Source organism: Mesorhizobium sp. M1428, from assembly GCF_040317515.1.
Taxonomy (GTDB): Bacteria; Pseudomonadota; Alphaproteobacteria; order Rhizobiales; family Rhizobiaceae; genus Mesorhizobium.
This window is the reverse complement of sequence record NZ_JAMYKT010000009.1, coordinates 122,812-140,525: the sequence shown is the minus strand read 5'-3', so window position 1 is coordinate 140,525 and position 17,714 is coordinate 122,812. Positions and strand designations below refer to the sequence as shown.

Below are 17,714 nucleotides of genomic sequence, written 5' to 3'. Positions count from 1 at the left end.
TCAATCAACTTCACGTTAAGCAACAGAGAAGCGATCGATGACCCATAGCCATGTCCCGTCGTTCTGCCGGCGCGCGACCTCGGTGGTGATCGTGCCGTCGGGAAGCCGGGTCGAGGTGAGCGCCAGGTCGCCATTGATGACAGCCGGACGCTGATCTCCGGACTGAAATTTTCGGCCGGTTGCGGTGATCTCCGCGAACAGCGCCCGGATGGCTTCGCGCCCGAGCGTCAGTTGTCCGCCACCGCTGTCGATGACTGCATGCGGCTCAAAAAGCGCCGCCATGCCGTCAATGTCTCCGGCCCACTGCCGCGAAATCAGCAGGCGCTCCAGCTCTTGGGGATCGCGTGCCGGCTGGCGGTCTGTCTCATCGGTCATGCCAGGCTCCTCCCAAGCGACATGCCGCGACATTAGTCGAAGTCGAGGGCGGTTTCGACACATCCAATGTCCACAGCGCCGCGTGTTGTTCGGGCGCGGAAGGAGGCTGCAGCACTTTGATTTCGCGTGAAATCCCAGCAGATGTCGGTGCGAGGTCATGCGTCGCAGCGGGCAAAAGGATGCGCCGCGTCATTGTAATGTCAAACTGCGGGACCTAGGTCTTCGACGTGCAAACCTGCCCGCGCACCTTCGGCCGGGCCAATTCTGGAGGCATAGATGTTCGATCCCAAGAAGCTCCTCGACGATCTGCTCGGCTCGCAAGTTCCAGGCACCGGATCGACCGTCCGCGACAAGGCCGGGCAGGCGGTGCAGATGGCCAAGGACAATCCGCTTGCCGCCGGTGCGCTGGCCGCGGTGCTGCTCGGAACCGGCCCAGGCCGCCAGGTCACCGGTGCGGCGGTGAAGCTTGGTGGGTTGGCTGCGATCGGCGGCCTCGCCTACAAGGCCTACCAGAACTACAAGAACGGCAACGCGCCAGCCGAGACACAAGCTGCCGGCGAACCGGAATTGCTGCCGCCGCCGGCCGATACCGCCTTCCATCCGTCGCAAGCGCCGCAGGGCGAAGACGAATTCACGCTGACGCTGGTCAGGGCGATGATCTCGGCGGCGAAGGCCGACGGTCACGTCGATGATGAAGAGCGGCAGAAGATCGCCGGCAAGCTCAGCCTCGCCGGCGTCGGCGCCGAAGCGGAGAAATTCCTGATGTCGGAACTGGAGGCGCCGCTCGATCTGGATGTGCTGATCGCCGGGGCCAAGACCGATGCGCAAAAGCTGGAACTCTACACCGCCTCGCGTCTTGCCATCGATCCGGACACGCGGGCCGAACGCGGCTATCTCGACCTGCTTGCCGGCCGCCTCGGCCTGCCGGACGCGCTGGTCGACCATGTCGAGGCGACGGTGACGGCGGCGAAGGTACCGGCGGCATCCACGGGCGAGGCAGCCAAGCCGGCCGTCAATTCGCGCTGGTAAAAGCGGGCTGCGACACGGCCGTCCGACGTTAGCTTCTCGTTAACCGAGGAAGCGCATGATTTTACATAGTCGGATCGGCTTTCCTCCTCCCAAGCCCGGTTCGGATCAGGGGCGGTCGCCAATGGCCGCCCTTTTTGTGAGCACAGGCTTTGGGCCGGCTTGCCATGGTTCCCGTCATTTGCGATGGCTCATCCCTTTCAGGGAGTACAGCCATGACCGACTATAAAACCGCCATCGTCACCGGCGCCGGCACGGGCATCGGCAAAAGCGTCGCCACGGCGCTGCTCAAGGCCGGCTGGAACACGGTCTTCTGCGGCCGCCGCAAGCCGGTGCTGGATGAGGCGATCGCCGCGGCCGGGCCGACGCAGGCTAAGGCATTGGCCTTCGCCTGCGACATCAGCAAAGCCGATCAGGTCGACGATCTGTTCGAGACGGTGGCTGCGGCTTTCGGGCGCGTCGACCTGCTCTTCAACAATGCCGGCACGAGCTACAAATCGACATTGATCGACGACATCCCGGTCGAGGTGTGGAACGACATCGTCGGGGTCAATCTCACCGGCTCGTTCCTGTGTGCTCGCGCCGCCTTCGGCGCCATGCGCAGGCAGCAGCCGATGGGCGGCCGCATCATCAACAACGGCTCGGTATCGGCCTATGCGCCACGGCCGGGTTCGGTGCCCTATACCGCGACCAAGCACGCCATCACCGGGCTGACCAAGACGCTGGCGCTGGACGGCAGGCCCTTCGACATTGCTTGCGGCCAGATCGACATCGGCAACGCGCTGACCGACATGGCGCAGGCGATGACGGTCGGCGTGCCGCAGGCCAACGGCACCATTGCCGCCGAAGCGGTGATGGATGTCGAGCGCGTTGCCGACGCCGTCCTCCATATGGCCAGCCTGCCGCTCGACGCCAACGTGCTGTTCATGACCGTGATGGCGACGAAGATGCCGTTTGTCGGGCGAGGCTAAGTTAGTCTCAACCGGATCCTAAATCAGGGCCGCGTGACCGGAAGCGGCACGCCGGGAAGATAGAGCGAAATCGGACGGATTTCGTAGACCGCGGTCGGATTGACGCGGCGAAGATCGCGCGCAATGTCGATAGCGGCGTCACGGTTGGCGCAGTCGACGACATAGAGCCCCAGCAATTGTTCCTTGGTCTCGGCGAAGGGGCCGTCGATAATCATTCCGGTGCCTGGCCCGCGCAAGGTACAGGCGTCCTGTGTCGCGCCGAGCCGGGCCGCCGCCCCAAGGGTGCCTTGCCGGTAGAGCCGATCGTTGATCTGGAGAAGATCGGTCATCAGCGCCGCATCCTGCTCAGGCGTCAGTGCCGTAATCGCTTCTTCCTCGTGATAGGCAAGAATGGCATAGAACATCTGGCGTCTCCTTTCGTCCGTCGTGTACCTCGTCCTCACTTGGCCAGGAACGCCTCGATCCGCTCCAGCGCGCGCAGGATGTTCTCCTCGGAATTGGCGTAGGACAGCCTGACATAGCCTTCGCCGAGAATGCCGAAGTCGGGGCCGCCGATCAGCGCCACGCCGGCATCCTCGAGCAGCGCCGAGGCGAGCTTCTTGGCCTTCCAGCCGGTTTTGGAAATATTGGGGAAGGCATAGAAAGCACCTTTCGGCGTGATGCAGGAAATGCCGGGCAAGGCATTCAGCCCCTCGACCACGACCTTCCTGCGGCGGTCGAAGGCGCGCATCATCCTGTCGACGTCGTCCTGCGGGCCGTCGATGGCGGCTATGCCGGCATACTGGCTCGGCGCGTTGACGCAGGACCAGCAATTGACCGCCAGCTTGCGCACCTTGTCGTAGAGATGCGCGCCCTTGTCACCGTTCGGCCAGATCGACCAGCCCATGCGCCAGCCGGTCATCGCCCAGGTCTTCGACCAGCCGTTGAGCACGATCAGCCGATCACGGATTTCGGGGAAGGTGAGCAGCGAACAATGCGTCTCGCCGTCATAGGTCATCACGTCGTAGATCTCGTCGGAGAGGATGGCGACGTCCGGGTGTGCTTGCAGCCCTTGGACCAGCTTCTCGATCTCGGCGCGAGGCGTGACGCCGCCGGTCGGATTGGCGGGCGAGTTGAGGATCAGCAGCCTGGTCTTCGGGCTGATCAGCGCCAGTGTCTCCTCGGCGGAAAAGGCGAAGCCGTTCTCCTCGCGCATCGGCACCGGGATGGGGGCAGCGCCGGTGAACTCGATCATCGAGCGGTAGATCGGAAAGCCCGGATCGGGATAGAGAATTTCGGCGCCCGGCTCGCCGAACATCAGGATCGCCGCGAACATGGTCGGCTTGCCGCCGGGCAGGATCATCACCGCTTCCGGCGAGACTTCGACGCCGGTGGTGGCCAGTGTGCGGCGGACCACCGCTTCGCGCGTCGCCAGCAGGCCGTTGGCCGGCGTATAGCCGTGATGGCCGTCGCGCAGCGCCTTGATCGCGGCCTCGACGATGTGCTGCGGCGTCTTGAAGTCGGGCTGGCCGATGCCGAGATTGACGATATCGCGGCCCTGATGGGCAAGTGCCGTGGCACGCGCCAGCACCGCGAATGCATTTTCCTCGCCGAGGCGGTCGAAGGCCGAAATCGTGTGGAGCATTTTTCCCGTCCGTGTGGTTCTTTCAGCGAGCGTGCGTTTTTGTGAGCGTCCGCCCGCAAAAGTCAAACGGATTGGAGTTTTCGGTGTCGGAAAATCTCAAGAATTGGCAACCGCGCCCGCGGCCCGGACGCAAGGTGCTGGAGGGCCGCACTGTCAGGCTGGAGCCGCTCAACGCCGAAAAACACGGCGACGGCCTGTTCGAGGCCTCGTCGGTGGTCGATGCCGGCGATCGCTTCGCCTGGCTGTTCGACTACCCGCCCCAGACCCGCGCCGACTTCCAGCCATGGCTGGACAAGGCCGAAGCCAGCGATGACCCGCTGTTCTTTACCGTCATCGACAAGGCCAGCGGCAAGGTCGCCGGACGCCAGACGCTGATGCGTATCGACGCCGCCTACGGCGTCATCGAGATCGGCAACATCTATTGGGGCCCGCTGATCTCGCGCAAGCCGGCGGCGACGGAAGCGCAGTTCCTGTTCATGAAGTACGTCTTCGACGAGCTTGGCTACCGCCGTTACGAATGGAAATGCAACAATCGCAACGAGCCGTCGAAGCGCGCGGCGGAACGTTTCGGCTTCAAGTTCGAAGGCATTTTCCGTCAGCATCTTGTGGTCAAAGGCGAAAACCGCGATACCGCGTGGTATTCGATCATCGACAAGGAATGGCCTGATCTGCGCAGAGCCTATGAGGCGTGGCTCGATCCGGCTAATTTCGACAGCGATGGCCAGCAGAGGCGGCGGCTCGAGGATTTTCGCGCTGAGTTCGGCGCCTGACCATGATCCCGAAAAGTGGACGCCGGTTTTCGGATAAGATCATGGTCAAACAAGAAGACAGAGCCTCCATCCCGATTCTGCCGGGATGGATCAGGCTTTAGCAGAGGCTCGTAGATGGCGCATACCCACGACCACGCTTCGCAAGGGCATGACGACAGCCATGGCGCAGGGCATGTGCACGGCTCGACCGACAAGAAGCGCGTGCTGATCGCTGCCTGCCTGACCGCCGGCTTCATGGTTGCGGAGACGCTGGGCGCCATCTTCACCGGCTCACTGGCGCTGCTGGCGGATGCCGGCCATATGCTTGCCGATTGCGTCGCGCTCGGCCTTGCCTGGTATGCCTTTCATCTTGCGAGCCGGCCGGCGACCGTGCGCCTCACCTATGGTTTCGGCCGGGTCAAGACGCTGGTCGCCTACACCAACGGCATCGCCATCTTCGCCATCGCGCTGTGGATCGTCTACGAGGCTTGGGGCCGCTTGCAAGCGCCGGCTCCGGTGCTCGGCGGGCCGATGCTGGTCGTGGCGATCGCCGGCCTGCTGGTCAATCTCGGCTCGTTCTACGTGCTGCATGGCGGCGACCGCGGCAGCCTGAATATGCGCGGTGCCATCCTGCACGTGCTCGGCGACCTGCTCGGCTCGGCGGCGGCGATCGTCGCGGCGCTGGTGATCCTGGCGACGGGCTGGACGCCAATCGACCCGATCCTGTCGATCCTGGTCTCGCTGCTGATCCTGTCCACGGCCTGGTCGCTGATGCGCGAGGCAGCGCACGTCCTGCTCGAGGGCGTGCCGGTAAGCCTCGACCGCGACCTGATCGCGAGGGACATCGAAGGCTCGGTCAAGGGCGTGCGTGAGGTGCATCACATGCATGTCTGGTCGCTCGATGGCTCCAGCAACATGGCGACGTTGCATGCCTGCCTCAATGACGGCGTCGATGCGCATATGGCGGTCAGCGCGATCAAGAAACGGCTTGCGGCGGAACATGGCATAGCCCATGCCACCGTCGAACCGGAATTCGGCCAATGTGCAGACAGCCATGAGCATGATGACGAGCACGATCATGCGCATGACACGGCACCGCACCGCGGCCATTATCACTGACTTCGGGAGTTCTGGGTATTGGCAACGATCGACATGAACTCCTGCCACCTTCGGACCACGTGATGGACCGCGACACCCGCAATGCGGCGATCGGCGCCGCCTGGGTTTTGCTGCTGTTCGGCATCGCGGCCTATTATCTTCCAACCGTGATGCTGGCCGTCGGCAAGGTCTCGACGGTGCTAGCCGGCGTCGTCGCCGCGATCTTCATGGTGGCAATCTTCGTCGTGTTCTGGCTGCGTAGCCGCAGCCAGCGCAAAAAAGGAAAATGACATGCGCATTCTGATTACCGGCGCGGCAGGCATGGTCGGCCGCAAGCTCATCGCCAGGCTGGCCAAGGACGGGACGCTCGGCGGCCGCAAGATCGCCGCGCTCGACCTTCACGACATCGTGCCATCGCAGGCGCCGGTCCTCGACGGCGTCAGCATCGGCGTCCACACCGGCGACCTTGCCGCGCCGGGGGCGACGGCAGATCTGGTCGCGCCGCGCCCTGACGTGATCTTCCATCTCGCCGGCGTGGTGTCGGGTGAGGCGGAGGCCAATTTCGATCTCGGCTATCGCGTCAATCTCGACGGCACGAGGGCGCTGTTCGATGCCGTCCGGCTGGCGGCATTTGCGCCGCGCCTCGTATTCACCTCGTCGATCGCCGTGTTTGGCGCGCCGTTTCCCGACATCATTCCGGACGAGTTCCACCCGACGCCGCTGACCTCCTACGGCACGCAGAAGCTGATCGGCGAGGCGCTGCTTGCCGACTATACCAGGCGCGGCTTCTTCGACGGCATCGGCATCAGGCTGCCGACCATCTGCGTCAGGCCGGGAAAGCCGAACAAGGCGGCCTCAGGGTTCTTCTCCGGTATCATCCGCGAGCCGCTGAGCGGCCATGAAGCGATCCTGCCGGTGCCGCGCTCGGTCGTCCACACACACGCCAGCCCGCGTTCGGCGGTGAATTTCCTCATCCATGCGGCGCAGATCGACGGCGCCGCCGTCGGGCCGCGCCGCAACCTGACGATGCCGGGCGTCGCCGTCACTGTCGGCGAACAGATCGAAGCGCTGGAACGCGTCGCCGGCGCCAAGGCGGTGAAACTGATCCGCGAGGAGCCCGACGAGACGATCTGGGCGATCGTCAAGGGCTGGCCGACACGCTTCGAGGCGCGGCGCTCGAGGGAGCTTGGCTTTGCCGCCGAAACGAGCTTCGACGACATCATCCGCGTCCATATCGAGGACGAGTTGGGTGGCAAGATCCCTAGTTAAGCGCCCTGATCGGACGCAACGAGGTCAGGCGCCAGTCAGGCTGGCCGAAAGCAGCAGCAGTCCGAACAGGAAGACGAAGGCGGCGCCGCCGATCTCGACGAAGGAATGGATGCGATTGCCCATGCGGCCATCGCCGGCGAAATACACCGCCCAGTTCTTCGCGGTTACTGCAAGCGTCGCCAGGGCCGAGACGGTGATTGCGGTGCCGAGCGCCATGGCCAGCACCGACAGGATGCCGCCGAACCACAGGCCGTTGAGCAACGCAAAGCTCAGCACGATCAGCGCGCCGGAACAGGGGCGGATACCGACGGCAGCCACCGCCGACCAGGCCGTGCGCCAATCGAAGCGATCGCCGGAAAGCAGCGCCGGGTCGGGCGCATGCGAGTGCCCGCAGGTCTCGCAGATCTCGCCCGCCGCGTGGCTGTGGTGGTCGTGCGCAGCATGGGTATGATCGTGGGCGCCGTGATCGTGATGGTCATGCGCATGATCATGGTGGTCATGCGCATGAAGCGCGTGCGAATGTGCCGCATGGGCATGCGCGGAATGTGAATGGCCGGCATGTGAATGGCCGGCATGGGCAGCCGAGAGGCTGTAGCCGGGGCTTGCCCCGAACAGGCGCAGGATGGCCGGACCGGCCTTGCGCCACAGCAGCCAGGCGCCGAACAGAGTGACGAAGACATAGCTCATGATTTCGAGGAACCATGCGGCGTCGGTCATCGACACAGCAGTGCCGCGCAGCACGAAGTAGGCCACCAGCATCACCACGATCGCGGTCAGCGCCTGCAGCAGGGCCGAGACGAAGGACAACATGATGCCGCGCCGGAGCGCCACTTCATTGGCCACCATGTAGGACGAGATCACCGCCTTGCCGTGACCGGGGCCGGCGGCGTGGAAAATGCCATAGGCAAAGGACAGGCCGATGAGCAGCCACAACTTGCTGCCGTCCTGGCGCATCGCCTTCATCGCGCCGGCCAACGCATGATAGAATTCCTGCTGGCGCAGATTGATCCACATCAGGATGTGGGCGAACGGACCGGTGGCGGTTGGAGCCATGCCGTCATTGGTGCCGATGCCGAGTGAGCTCTGGGCGTGGGCGGAGCCGAGAAAGTGCGTCATCACAAAGGCGACGGCCAGAAGACCGACTGCCAAACGCAGGGGCGGTTTGCTCACTGGATCTATCCTTCCGGCTGACAGGTCAGTTCAAGCTTGGTGGCAAAGATCTTGCTCATGTCGGTGCCTGTCGGATCGTTGAAGAAGGCCTCGGTCAGGGTCTTCTGGTTCTGGGCGATCGCCTCGTCCGGGTTGGGGCGGACGACCTTGCTGGTGCAGGTCGTCGGCAAGCCATCGACCTGCAGATTGGCATCCTCGGTAAAATCGATCGCGGTGTAGAAGGTCGGGTCGTAGACGCCGATATCTATCTTGCCGCTCAGTTTGATCGGCACCTTCGGTTCAGATTCAAACAGGATGATCAACTGGTCATTGTCGAAATTGGCCATCAAATGCGGCGGCGGGGTCATTGCCACGTCCTTGCCGTCGACGGTGACGAGCTGGAAATAGTTGAATTCGGCAAGCGAGGCATGGACGGTGTCGGCGACATCCTTCAGCTCCTTGTCATCGAGTTTCAGGTCGGAATTCTTGTCGAACTCCATCATCACCGTGCTCGAAAACAAATCATCGAAGCGCCAGACATGGCGCAATGCCTTCACAGTTTGGTGATCCGGGCTAAGGACCACTTCGAGGCGAGCTTCAGCGAAGACGTGGGGATGCACCTCAGCCGGTCCGACGGCGGCAAACGTCGCGGTCAGGGCCGAAGCCAGCATGATTGCTTGCCGTTTCAGGTGCATTCTCGGTCGCGATTCAATCGGCTTCGGTGAATTGCCGACAGTTACCAGAAAGCGGGCGAAAATGGGACCGCAACGCGGCTGAACGCTCATGTGTTGTCCAGCGTCTTGAACCACTGCACCAGGAAGTCTACGAAAACGCGAACTTTTGCAGGCAGATAGCGCCGGTGCGGATAGACGGCAAAAATGCCGCCGCCGGGCAGGATGCGGTCGTCCAGCACAGTCACCAGATTGCCGTTTTCGATGTCGGGCGCGGCGATGAAATCCGGCAGGACGGAAAACCCCAATCCCGCGACGGCGGCCGCCCTTGCCGCCATCGGGCTGTTGACCTCGATCGGGCCGGAAACCGAAACGCTCACCGTATCGCCGCCGTCGCCCTTGAACGGCCAGTTGGTGAGCCAGCGGCCATTGGTGTCGATGATGCAAGGCACGCGGGCAAGGTCTTGCGGCCTGACCGGCATGCCATGCTTGGCGATCAGTTCGGGAGACGCGCAAAGCCGTACCGAAAACGGGGCCAGGCGTCTGGCGATCAGCGAGGAACTTTCCAGCCGCGAAATGCGCACCGCGAGATCGAAACCCTCCTCGACCAGATCGACGAAACGGTCATCGAGATGGATGTCGAGCACGATGTCGGGATGCTGCTTGGCGAAATCGATCAGAGACTGGCCGATCGGCGCGTCGGCAAAGGTGCGCGGCGCGGACAGCTTGATCCTGCCGCGCACGTCGCCTGAGGATTCGCGCACCGCATCGGCAAGGCTATCGACCTCGCGCACGATCTCCGAGGCGCGCCGGTAATAGGTGTGGCCGGCCTCGGTCAGGGAAAACTGCCTGGTGGTGCGGTTGAGCAGCAGCGCGCCGAGCTCGTCCTCCAACTCGCGCACATATTTCGACAACAGCGCCTTCGAGCGGCCGATCTTGCGCGCCGCCGCCGAAAAGCCTTCGGCCTCGACCACGTCGATGAAGGCGCGCATGCGGGTCAGCGTATCCATGTCATGCGCCTCCTTGGTGGGCCGAAAGGATGCGGGCGGCCAGCGCAATCAGCTGCCGGTCGCTGTTCTTCGGGCCGAGCAGCGAAAGGCCGAACGGCGCCCCGCCGGTCTTGCCGAGCGGCAGCGCGATTTGCGGAAAACCGGACAGGCCGGAAAGGCATAGCAGTCTCAGCGCGCGCTCGCGATAGGTCTGCAAATCGTCGAACGACGCCGCCTTGAGCGGCGCGGCACCCGGAACGGTCGGAAGCACAAGAACGCCGTCCTCGCCAAGCAGGCCGGCAAGCTCGAGGCGAAACGAAACGCGACGTTCCGTTTCACGTTGCGCGGTTGCCGCGTCGACGGTCGCGCCGTGCTCGAAACGCTCCTTGACACCGGGTCCCAGCATGCGGTCGCCGCCGGCGATCCAGGCGCCGTGATTTTGCCATGCTTCATAGCCCTGCAGCTTGCGGAAGCACCAATAGAGATCGTCGGTCGAATGAGACAGCGGGCCGACGCTGCGCGGCGCGCCCAGCACCGAAGCGACGCTGCGGAGCATGGCGCGATATTCGTCGGCCTCGTGCGGGCCAAGCACGAGGCCGTCCAGCGCAGCGAGGGCGACGGGGCGTCTCAGTTCGTGGGAATGCGGATCGTCGCCGAGCAGCACCGTGCCGACCTTTTCGTAGGTGACGATATCCTTGGCGAACCAGCCGAACGTGTCCAGCGAAGGCGCCAGCGGCATGGCTCCGTCGAGCGGAATGCGGCCATGCGTGGTCCTGAGGCCGACCAGGCCGCAGAAGCTTGCCGGCGCACGGATCGAGCCGCCGGTGTCGGACCCGGTGGCGATGTCGGCAAGCCCGCCGGCAACCGCCGCGGCAGAACCCGAGGATGAACCGCCGGTGACGCGATCGGGTGCCGCCGGATTGACCGGCGACGGGAAATGCGCGTTCAGCCCCAACAGGGAAAACGCCAGCTCGTCGGTCTGCGTCTTGCCGACGAAACGCGCACCCGAATCAAGCAGCGCCTGGACGGCCGGCGCAGTCGCCGTGGCCGGTGAAGCTTCCCGGTATTTCTGCGGATTGCCGCAGCCGGTGCGATAGCCGGCGACGTCGAAGATATCCTTGACGGCAAGCCGCAAGCCGGCAAGCGGGCCGGATTTCGTATTGGCTACAGGGGTTTGATCAAGGTCGAGAAAAGCGTTCAGCGGGCCGCGAGTGCCTGTCATGCGTTCGATATCCGGATGTGCTTGCCGCAGCATTGTTCTTCTGGTTGCCGCAGCATTGTTCGATGCCACAAATTTTACAACCTGCCATACGATTTTTATTGATTGTGAAATCTTTCGATCTTATATCGCGCTTGCCCAAAGTCGCACGTGCCTGTGGGTGTCCGCCGATCCTCGAATGGTGAGGGCAATCGGTAAGGTAACTGGAGCCAACCCCTCCAGTCGGTTTAGCGGCCAACCGCCAACCGAGGACACCTTGAAGCAACGACGGTGCGGGCCTTTCTGGTGTTCTGCCGGTCGTCCAAAGACCGGGGTTACTGAAGAGGCACACCTTCATTGCCGGCAGTGCGGACGGGTCTCCCATCCAAGCCAAGGCAGACAAAGCGAACCGAGGCCGGGCAAGGCCAAGGTTCACCGCCGCGAGACGGCGCTTCATGGTTCCGGGGTCTCCACCGGCTGGTTCCATGGATTTCCGTCCCGCCTTTGTCCACCGCGTGTTCGCGAGGCCGAGAGCCCGCGTCCGCAAGCCTTTGTGCGCGCCGCAAGGCGCTGATGGAGAGACCCCGATGGCTACCCAGCGCATCCTTGACTTTCTCGCCACCCGACGTCCGAACGGCCCGTGCCTCGTCGTCGACCTCGATGTCGTGCGCGACAATTTCCGCGCTTTCGAGAAGGCGCTTCCCGATTCCAAGATCTACTATGCGGTGAAAGCAAATCCGGCACCGGAAATCCTGCGCCTGCTTGCTGCGATGGGCTCGTCCTTCGACACCGCTTCCGTTGCCGAAGTCGAGATGGCGATGGACGCCGGTGCGCCGGCGGACCGCATCTCCTTCGGCAACACCATCAAGAAGGAGCGCGACATCCAGCGCGCCTACCAGCTCGGCATCAAGCTGTTTGCAGTGGACTGCGTCGAGGAGGTCGAGAAGATCGCCCGCGTCGCTCCCGGCGCTCGCGTGTTCTGCCGCGTCCTGACCGACGGCGAGGGCGCCGAATGGCCGCTGTCGCGCAAGTTCGGCTGTGTGCCGGCGATGGCGGTCGACGTGCTGCGCCATGCCAGGGCGCTCGGTCTCGACGCTTATGGCGTGTCGTTCCATGTCGGCTCGCAGCAGACCGACCTGACCGCCTGGGACCGCGCGCTCGCCGACGCCAAGAAGGTGTTCGCGACGCTGGCCGACGAAGGCATCGTGCTGAAGATGGTCAACATGGGCGGCGGTTTCCCGACCCGCTATCTCAGGGATGTGCCGGCGGCGCAAGCCTATGGCCAGGCGATCTTCTCGGCGCTCAGGAAGCATTTCGGCAACGCCATCCCCGAGACGATCATCGAGCCGGGCCGCGGCATGGTCGGCAATGCCGGCGTCATCAAGTCGGAAGTCGTGCTGATCTCGAAGAAGGCCGACAACGACAATGTGCGCTGGGTGTTCCTCGACATCGGCAAGTTCGGCGGTCTCGCCGAGACGATGGACGAGGCGATCCGCTATCCGATCGTCACCGCGCATGACGGCAGCGAGACCGCGCCTTGCGTGCTCGCCGGCCCGACCTGCGATTCGGCCGACGTGATGTACGAAAAGACGCCGTACCCGCTGCCCTTGTCGCTGACCATCGGCGACGAGGTGCTGATCGAGGGCACCGGCGCCTACACGACGACCTACGCCTCGGTCGCCTTCAACGGCTTCGAACCTCTCCGATCCTACGTGATCTGACGGTTCGAAAGAACCGATCAGATCATCCCAGGTGGGCGCCTGTCGCCCGCCCGGGCTCGCCTGTGGAACAATCCGCTCGTGAAGGATCGCGGAAATGGACGTTGTAGATCTCATTGTTGAAGGCGCCGCAGGAATCTCCCCCCTTGAGGGGGAGATGGCCGGTAGGTCAGAGGGGGTCGGTTCGACTGGGCGCGACATCTTGCGGCAGATGGAGATCGGCGCTTCACGCGCGGCGACCCCCTCTGTCGCCTTCGGCGACATCTCCCCCTCGAGGGGGGAGATTGCCGGCGCTTTTGTCATCACCGCCGAAACCGCCGCCGACGTTGGCGCTCGCGAAGCTTTGCTCGATCGCGCCATGGGGCCGAAGCGCCGGAAGAAGTCGTCGGAAAAGCTGCGGCGCGGCCGCCGGCCTTCGGAGGGTCTGGCCTTTGTCGCGCGCGATGCGTCGGGCACTGTTGCCGGCACCGTGCGGCTGTGGGACGTGGTGCTGGGCGAGGGCGGCAAGGCAGCGCTGCTGCTCGGCCCGCTTGCGGTCGACCCGGCGCTCAAGAATGCCGGCATCGGCTCGGCGCTGATGCGCCATGCGGTCACTGAGGCCGAGCGGCTTGGCCATGCGGCGATCCTGCTGGTCGGCGACGCGCCCTATTACGAGCGCTTCGGGTTTTCGGCCGCAAAGACCGGCTCGCTGGCCATGCCGGGGCCTTACGAGCGGCACCGCCTGCTGGCACGGGAACTGGTTGTCGGCGCGCTCGATGGCGCGCAAGGCACGCTGAAGGCGGCCGGGCGCAAGCTGAAGGCGCAGCGACTGCCGCTTGCTGCCTGATGGTTCGAAACAAGCCGCCGATCGTGGCGGCTTGTTTCGCCTTAGCTGGATCAGCCGATCAGCTGGCTGAGCGCCATGGCGACTGTCATGTCGCCTTCGACCTTTATCTTGCCGGACATGAAGGCCATGGTCGGGTTGAGATCGCCCGAGATCAGCGAGTCCAAATCGTCGAGTGACAGCTTTATCGTGCAATCGGCCGGCGCATCGGTGGTCGAGACATCGGCGCCGTCGATGACGATGACGCCGTCGCTGCCGGTGTCGAATTTCACCGAACGATCGAACCCGGCACTCGCCACGCGCGACCTGATGTTGTCGGCAATCTCCTGAACGCTCATGGCGGTTCTCCTCGTCTGGTTGCGTTTGTCGCGCCTCGAGGCTTCGACTTGGGGCGCTTCGATCTGGGGCGCTTCGACCTGGCCGAAGCCGCTTGCCTGGTTTTACAGCCACGGCCGCCGGCGCATATAGCTTCGGGTTGACGTTTACGTCAACGCAGTTCCCCGAGCCGAAGATGGGCTTTATCGCCGCAGCATCACGCGGGCATGACACCTCGGCGGCCGGCATGTTGCCATGCGATGTTGCCGGGCGTATCAGGCACCCACGAATATCGGCGAGCCGCCCCGGTGCTTTCCAGAAACGAACCGCCCAGAAACGGACCGCAAGTCTATGCCCGCCGGTTGCGCGCGGTGCTGATCCGATCGATCCCGCTGCTCGAGGCGCGCGGCATTGCCGTCGTCATTCTGGCGGCCCTGGTCGGGGTGATGGCGGGTGCGCTGGTCACCGGCATGAGCGGGCTGGTGCAGGTCCTGCATGGGCTTATGTTCGGCGTTCAGCCCGGCGGTCGGCTATCGGCAATGTTTTCGCTGCAAAGGCCGGAGCAGGCGCTGATACCGGCGATCGGCGGCATCCTGCTCGGGCTGACGGTGATCTGGCTGAGAAAGCGGAAATTCCGCACGCCGGTCGATCCGATCGAAGCCAACGCGCTTTATGGCGGCCGCATGTCGCTGACCGACACCTTCATCATCGCCGGGCAGACGATGATCTCGAGCGGCTTCGGCGCTTCGGTCGGGCTCGAGGCCGGCTATACGCAGGTGGGTTCGGGCCTGGCGTCGCGGCTGGCGCGCTTGTTCAGGCTGCGCCGCAACGATGTCCGCATCCTCGTCGGCTGCGGTGCCGCCGGCGCGATCGCCGCCGCCTTCGACGCGCCGCTGACCGGCGCCTTCTACGGTTTCGAGCTGGTCATCGGCATCTATTCGGTCGCCAATGTCGCGCCGGTGATGGCCGCCGCGATCTCGGCCTCGCTGACCGCGGAGGTGTTCGGCGGCGTGCCGTTTCCGCTGGAGCTCGCCGGCCTGCCGCAGCTCACCGTCAGCCAGTATTTACCGTTCATGCTGCTCGGGCTTCTGGGCGGCGGTGCTTCGATCGCCATCATGCATCTGGTGAGCCTGATCGAGCGCCTCTTTGCCCGGCTGTCGATCGACGCCTCGCTGCGCCCAGCCATCGGCGGCGTAATGGTCGGGCTGCTGGGGCTGGTCACGCCGCAGGTTCTGTCCAGCGGCCATGGCGCGCTGCACCGCGAATTCGCGATGAATTACGGGCTGGCCGTAGTGGCCAGCGTCTTCGTGCTGAAGCTGGCGGCCTCGGCGATCTCGCTCGGCTCCGGCTTCCGCGGCGGCCTGTTCTTTGCCTCGCTGTTCCTCGGCGCGCTGCTCGGCAAGATGTTTGCCGGTGCGATGGCGTTCGTCTCGCCGGCGACCGGCATCGACCCGGCCGTCGCCGCCGTCGTCGGCATGACCTCGCTCGCCGTCGGCGTCGTTGGCGGCCCGTTGACGATGACCTTCCTGGCGCTGGAATCGACCCGCGACCTGACGCTGACCGGCGTGGTGCTGGCCGCCTCGCTCATGGCGGCGATCCTGGTGCGCGAAACGTTCGGCTATTCCTTCTCGACATGGCGCTTTCACCTACGCGGCGAAACGATCCGCAGCGCGCATGATGTCGGCTGGATGCGCAGCCTGACTGTCGGCTCGATGATGCGAAAGGATGTCCGCACCATCGACGCCTCGACGACGCTTGCGGAATTCCGCAAGCAGGTGCCGCTCGGTGCCTCGCAGCGCGTCATCGCGGTCGACGCCGACCTGCACTATGTCGGCGTGCTGATCGTCGCCGAATTGCACAGCCATTTGTCGGATGACGAGATGCCGGTTAAGTCCTTCGCCAAATTCAAGGATGCCGTGCTGGTGCCGAGCATGAACGTGCAGTCGGCGGCCGAGACCTTCCAGCGCGCCGGCGCCGAGGAATTGGCGGTGGTCGAGGATTTCACCGACCGCAAGGTCGTCGGTCTGCTGACCGAGGGCCATCTGATGCGGCGTTATGCCGAGGAACTTGACAAGGCGCGGCGCGATCTGTCGGGCGAGGGATAGGTGCGTCCCGATAGCGATGCGACACACATGTCGGCTGTTGCGTAAGGAGGGCTCACATCAACGGCCCGCTAATCGCCGGCTCCGAAATCCGATTGCGCGAACTGTCTTCTTCCTTGTGGAAGAGTGTCTTGAAGAAAAGAGCGTCGGGAACCGCCTTGATTACTTTTGCGATCACGGCGGTCGCGAGCACGGCAAATGCCAGGCGACCGAGAAGCACGCTCGTAACATCGGCGCCAACTGCGACAACGACCAACGTATCCTCAACGAGGCTATGGGCAAAACCCATGAACACGCAGGCGAGGAATATCTGGCGCGGCTCCGCGCTAGGCGTGCGCGCCTCGCGGATCAGCAGTCCTGCGCCATAGGAAATCCCGAGAAACAGGCCGACAGCGGCGAAAGGTACCGTCTGCCTTTCGATGCCGGCGTGCCGAAAGAGCGGTGCAAGCCCTCTGTTCATCCAATCCAAAATGCCCGACATCTTGAGAAACTCGATCACCCAGCTCAGCGCAAGCAGAACGACGAGCATGATGCCCAGAGTTTTGAGCGTACCCAGGAGAAAGCCGCTCCAGCCGGTGCTTTCATTCGCCGGCATCCACGCCGGCTTCACCGGTCCTGACAGCCATCCGGTCACGGCGAGTATCTGATGCAGAAGGACAGCAAAGACCAAACCCCCGCCAATACGAAGCGCCGCGGTGACCAGGAAGCTCGGCCCGGCCTTCTGAATGATGCGTTGCTCGATCGGAATGGCATGTGCAAACAGCAAGAGAGCCGAAAGAACCGTCATGTCGGCAGTGCTGAGCGCCGAAACCGGAACCAAGGTGAATACGATCACAATCGCGCCCCAGATCCCGACCAGCAACCCCGTCAGCCAGGCAAAGGCGAGTTCAGGTGGCAGCCCCACCTGCAACATGAGCGAGGAGAAGAACGGAGAAATCGCCTGGATGACGCCAAGATCCTGCAGGAGCCGCGTGGCTATCGCAACCGGAATGATCACGCGAACCAGTTCCCAATAGATTTCAAGCGTTTCCAATGTCTTGCGATAGAAGGCGGCGCAAATTGCCATCATGCTGCTCCATCATCCCTGGAGCCATCTGCGTAACCTGAGACGCTTCGCATTTGTGGTCAAAGTTTGCGATTCCGTGCAATAAAATTGCAATACAGCGAGGATGAGTGCGACCGATATGGACAAGATCGACAGAAGGCTTCTTAACCTGCTCCAGGATGATGCGTCACGAACGAACGCCAAACTGGCGGGGTTAGTCGGGCTTTCCCCTTCGAGCTGCCTGCGCCGCATACGACGACTGAAGAAAAGCGGCGTCATCAGCCGCGTTGTCGCGCTTCTCGCACCGGCAAAGGCTGGCCGGGGCTTGAAGGCGATCGTCACCGTCGAACTGGAGCGTCATGGCGAGCAGTATATGCGGGACTTTCTCGAGTTGGCCGCTCAGGAACCGGCCGTCACTCAGGCCTACAGCGTGAGCGGCGAAACCGACGCCGTCCTCATGCTCCGCCTGACGGATATCGAAGAGTTCGATGCGCTATGCGAGCGACTGTTCCGAGACCAAAGCAACGTCGCGCGATACCAAACGATGTTCGTGATCCGAACGGCCAAAGAAGTGACCGCAATTCCACTGTAG

The 17,714-nt window shown here is 63.7% G+C and carries 19 protein-coding genes; 10 read left to right on the top strand and 9 right to left on the bottom strand.

The window, feature by feature from the left end; genetic code table 11:
- Nucleotides 1-15: 15 nt before the first annotated feature.
- On the bottom strand, nt 16-375 hold the full coding sequence (locus NKG60_RS15255) for a YybH family protein (RefSeq protein ID WP_352975072.1): 360 nt from the start codon (nt 373-375) through the stop codon (nt 16-18).
- A gap of 276 nt (nt 376-651) precedes the next feature.
- On the opposite strand from NKG60_RS15255, the gene NKG60_RS15250 reads away from it, so the two are divergent.
- Together NKG60_RS15250 and NKG60_RS15245 are read left to right on the top strand one after the other, a co-directional pair.
- Entirely contained in the window at nt 652-1,404 is a 753-nt protein-coding gene (locus tag NKG60_RS15250) for a tellurite resistance TerB family protein (RefSeq protein WP_352975071.1), read from the top strand.
- A 212-nt stretch (nt 1,405-1,616) separates the two neighbouring features.
- Complete coding sequence (locus NKG60_RS15245) at nt 1,617-2,372, top strand: SDR family oxidoreductase (protein WP_352665487.1); 756 nt, start codon at nt 1,617-1,619, stop codon at nt 2,370-2,372.
- Between the two features lie 23 nt (nt 2,373-2,395).
- Here the strand turns inward: NKG60_RS15245 and NKG60_RS15240 are convergent, their stop codons facing one another.
- Together NKG60_RS15240 and NKG60_RS15235 are read right to left on the bottom strand one after the other, a co-directional pair.
- On the bottom strand, nt 2,396-2,776 hold the full coding sequence (locus NKG60_RS15240; protein ID WP_352975070.1) for a YciI family protein: 381 nt from the start codon (nt 2,774-2,776) through the stop codon (nt 2,396-2,398).
- A gap of 35 nt (nt 2,777-2,811) precedes the next feature.
- Nucleotides 2,812-3,996, bottom strand: a complete 1,185-nt coding sequence (locus NKG60_RS15235; RefSeq protein ID WP_352664364.1) for a pyridoxal phosphate-dependent aminotransferase — start codon at nt 3,994-3,996, stop codon at nt 2,812-2,814.
- Nucleotides 3,997-4,079: 83 nt separating this feature from the next.
- On the opposite strand from NKG60_RS15235, the gene NKG60_RS15230 reads away from it, so the two are divergent.
- The 4 genes from NKG60_RS15230 to denD all read left to right on the top strand — a co-directional run bounded on the left by NKG60_RS15230 (nt 4,080) and on the right by denD (nt 7,112).
- Complete coding sequence (locus NKG60_RS15230) at nt 4,080-4,766, top strand: GNAT family N-acetyltransferase (protein WP_352975069.1); 687 nt, start codon at nt 4,080-4,082, stop codon at nt 4,764-4,766.
- 114 nt (nt 4,767-4,880) lie between these two features.
- Nucleotides 4,881-5,864 (top strand): cation diffusion facilitator family transporter, encoded by a 984-nt coding sequence (locus tag NKG60_RS15225; RefSeq protein ID WP_352664367.1) that lies wholly within the window; start codon nt 4,881-4,883, stop codon nt 5,862-5,864.
- A 62-nt stretch (nt 5,865-5,926) separates the two neighbouring features.
- On the top strand, nt 5,927-6,133 hold the full coding sequence (locus NKG60_RS15220) for a hypothetical protein (RefSeq protein WP_352448198.1): 207 nt from the start codon (nt 5,927-5,929) through the stop codon (nt 6,131-6,133).
- Nucleotide 6,134: 1 nt separating this feature from the next.
- On the top strand, nt 6,135-7,112 hold the full coding sequence (denD, locus tag NKG60_RS15215; RefSeq protein WP_352975068.1) for a D-erythronate dehydrogenase: 978 nt from the start codon (nt 6,135-6,137) through the stop codon (nt 7,110-7,112).
- Nucleotides 7,113-7,136: 24 nt separating this feature from the next.
- On the opposite strand, the gene NKG60_RS15210 is transcribed toward denD, so the two are convergent.
- From NKG60_RS15210 to NKG60_RS15195, 4 genes are all read right to left on the bottom strand, one after another.
- On the bottom strand, nt 7,137-8,291 hold the full coding sequence (locus NKG60_RS15210) for a nickel/cobalt transporter (RefSeq protein WP_352664756.1): 1,155 nt from the start codon (nt 8,289-8,291) through the stop codon (nt 7,137-7,139).
- Nucleotides 8,288-8,956 (bottom strand): DUF1007 family protein, encoded by a 669-nt coding sequence (locus tag NKG60_RS15205; RefSeq protein ID WP_352664371.1) that lies wholly within the window; start codon nt 8,954-8,956, stop codon nt 8,288-8,290. Before NKG60_RS15205 ends, NKG60_RS15210 begins: the two co-directional genes overlap by 4 nt.
- Before the next feature lie 86 nt (nt 8,957-9,042).
- Nucleotides 9,043-9,942 carry a LysR family transcriptional regulator gene (locus NKG60_RS15200; protein WP_352975067.1) on the bottom strand — a complete coding sequence of 300 codons (900 nt, stop codon included), beginning with the start codon at nt 9,940-9,942 and terminating at the stop codon, nt 9,043-9,045.
- A 1-nt stretch (nt 9,943) separates the two neighbouring features.
- Nucleotides 9,944-11,143: an amidase gene (locus NKG60_RS15195; protein ID WP_352975066.1), complete on the bottom strand. Its 1,200-nt coding sequence runs from the start codon at nt 11,141-11,143 to the stop codon at nt 9,944-9,946.
- Between the two features lie 563 nt (nt 11,144-11,706).
- On the opposite strand from NKG60_RS15195, the gene odc2 reads away from it, so the two are divergent.
- Together odc2 and NKG60_RS15185 are read left to right on the top strand one after the other, a co-directional pair.
- Nucleotides 11,707-12,840, top strand: coding sequence for an ornithine/lysine decarboxylase (gene odc2 / locus NKG60_RS15190; RefSeq protein ID WP_352975065.1), 1,134 nt, complete (start codon nt 11,707-11,709; stop codon nt 12,838-12,840).
- Between the two features lie 154 nt (nt 12,841-12,994).
- Nucleotides 12,995-13,663 carry a GNAT family N-acetyltransferase gene (locus tag NKG60_RS15185; protein ID WP_352975064.1) on the top strand — a complete coding sequence of 223 codons (669 nt, stop codon included), beginning with the start codon at nt 12,995-12,997 and terminating at the stop codon, nt 13,661-13,663.
- Nucleotides 13,664-13,713: 50 nt separating this feature from the next.
- Here NKG60_RS15185 and NKG60_RS15180 read toward each other — a convergent pair whose 3' ends face one another.
- Nucleotides 13,714-13,998 carry an SCP2 sterol-binding domain-containing protein gene (locus NKG60_RS15180; RefSeq protein ID WP_352664381.1) on the bottom strand — a complete coding sequence of 95 codons (285 nt, stop codon included), beginning with the start codon at nt 13,996-13,998 and terminating at the stop codon, nt 13,714-13,716.
- A 339-nt stretch (nt 13,999-14,337) separates the two neighbouring features.
- On the opposite strand from NKG60_RS15180, the gene NKG60_RS15175 reads away from it, so the two are divergent.
- Complete coding sequence (locus NKG60_RS15175) at nt 14,338-16,080, top strand: chloride channel protein (RefSeq protein ID WP_502912305.1); 1,743 nt, start codon at nt 14,338-14,340, stop codon at nt 16,078-16,080.
- A gap of 52 nt (nt 16,081-16,132) precedes the next feature.
- Here the strand turns inward: NKG60_RS15175 and NKG60_RS15170 are convergent, their stop codons facing one another.
- Complete coding sequence (locus tag NKG60_RS15170; RefSeq protein ID WP_352975062.1) at nt 16,133-17,143, bottom strand: nucleoside recognition domain-containing protein; 1,011 nt, start codon at nt 17,141-17,143, stop codon at nt 16,133-16,135.
- A gap of 118 nt (nt 17,144-17,261) precedes the next feature.
- Between NKG60_RS15170 and NKG60_RS15165 the strand changes: the two genes are divergently transcribed.
- Entirely contained in the window at nt 17,262-17,714 is a 453-nt protein-coding gene (locus tag NKG60_RS15165; protein ID WP_352664387.1) for an Lrp/AsnC family transcriptional regulator, read from the top strand.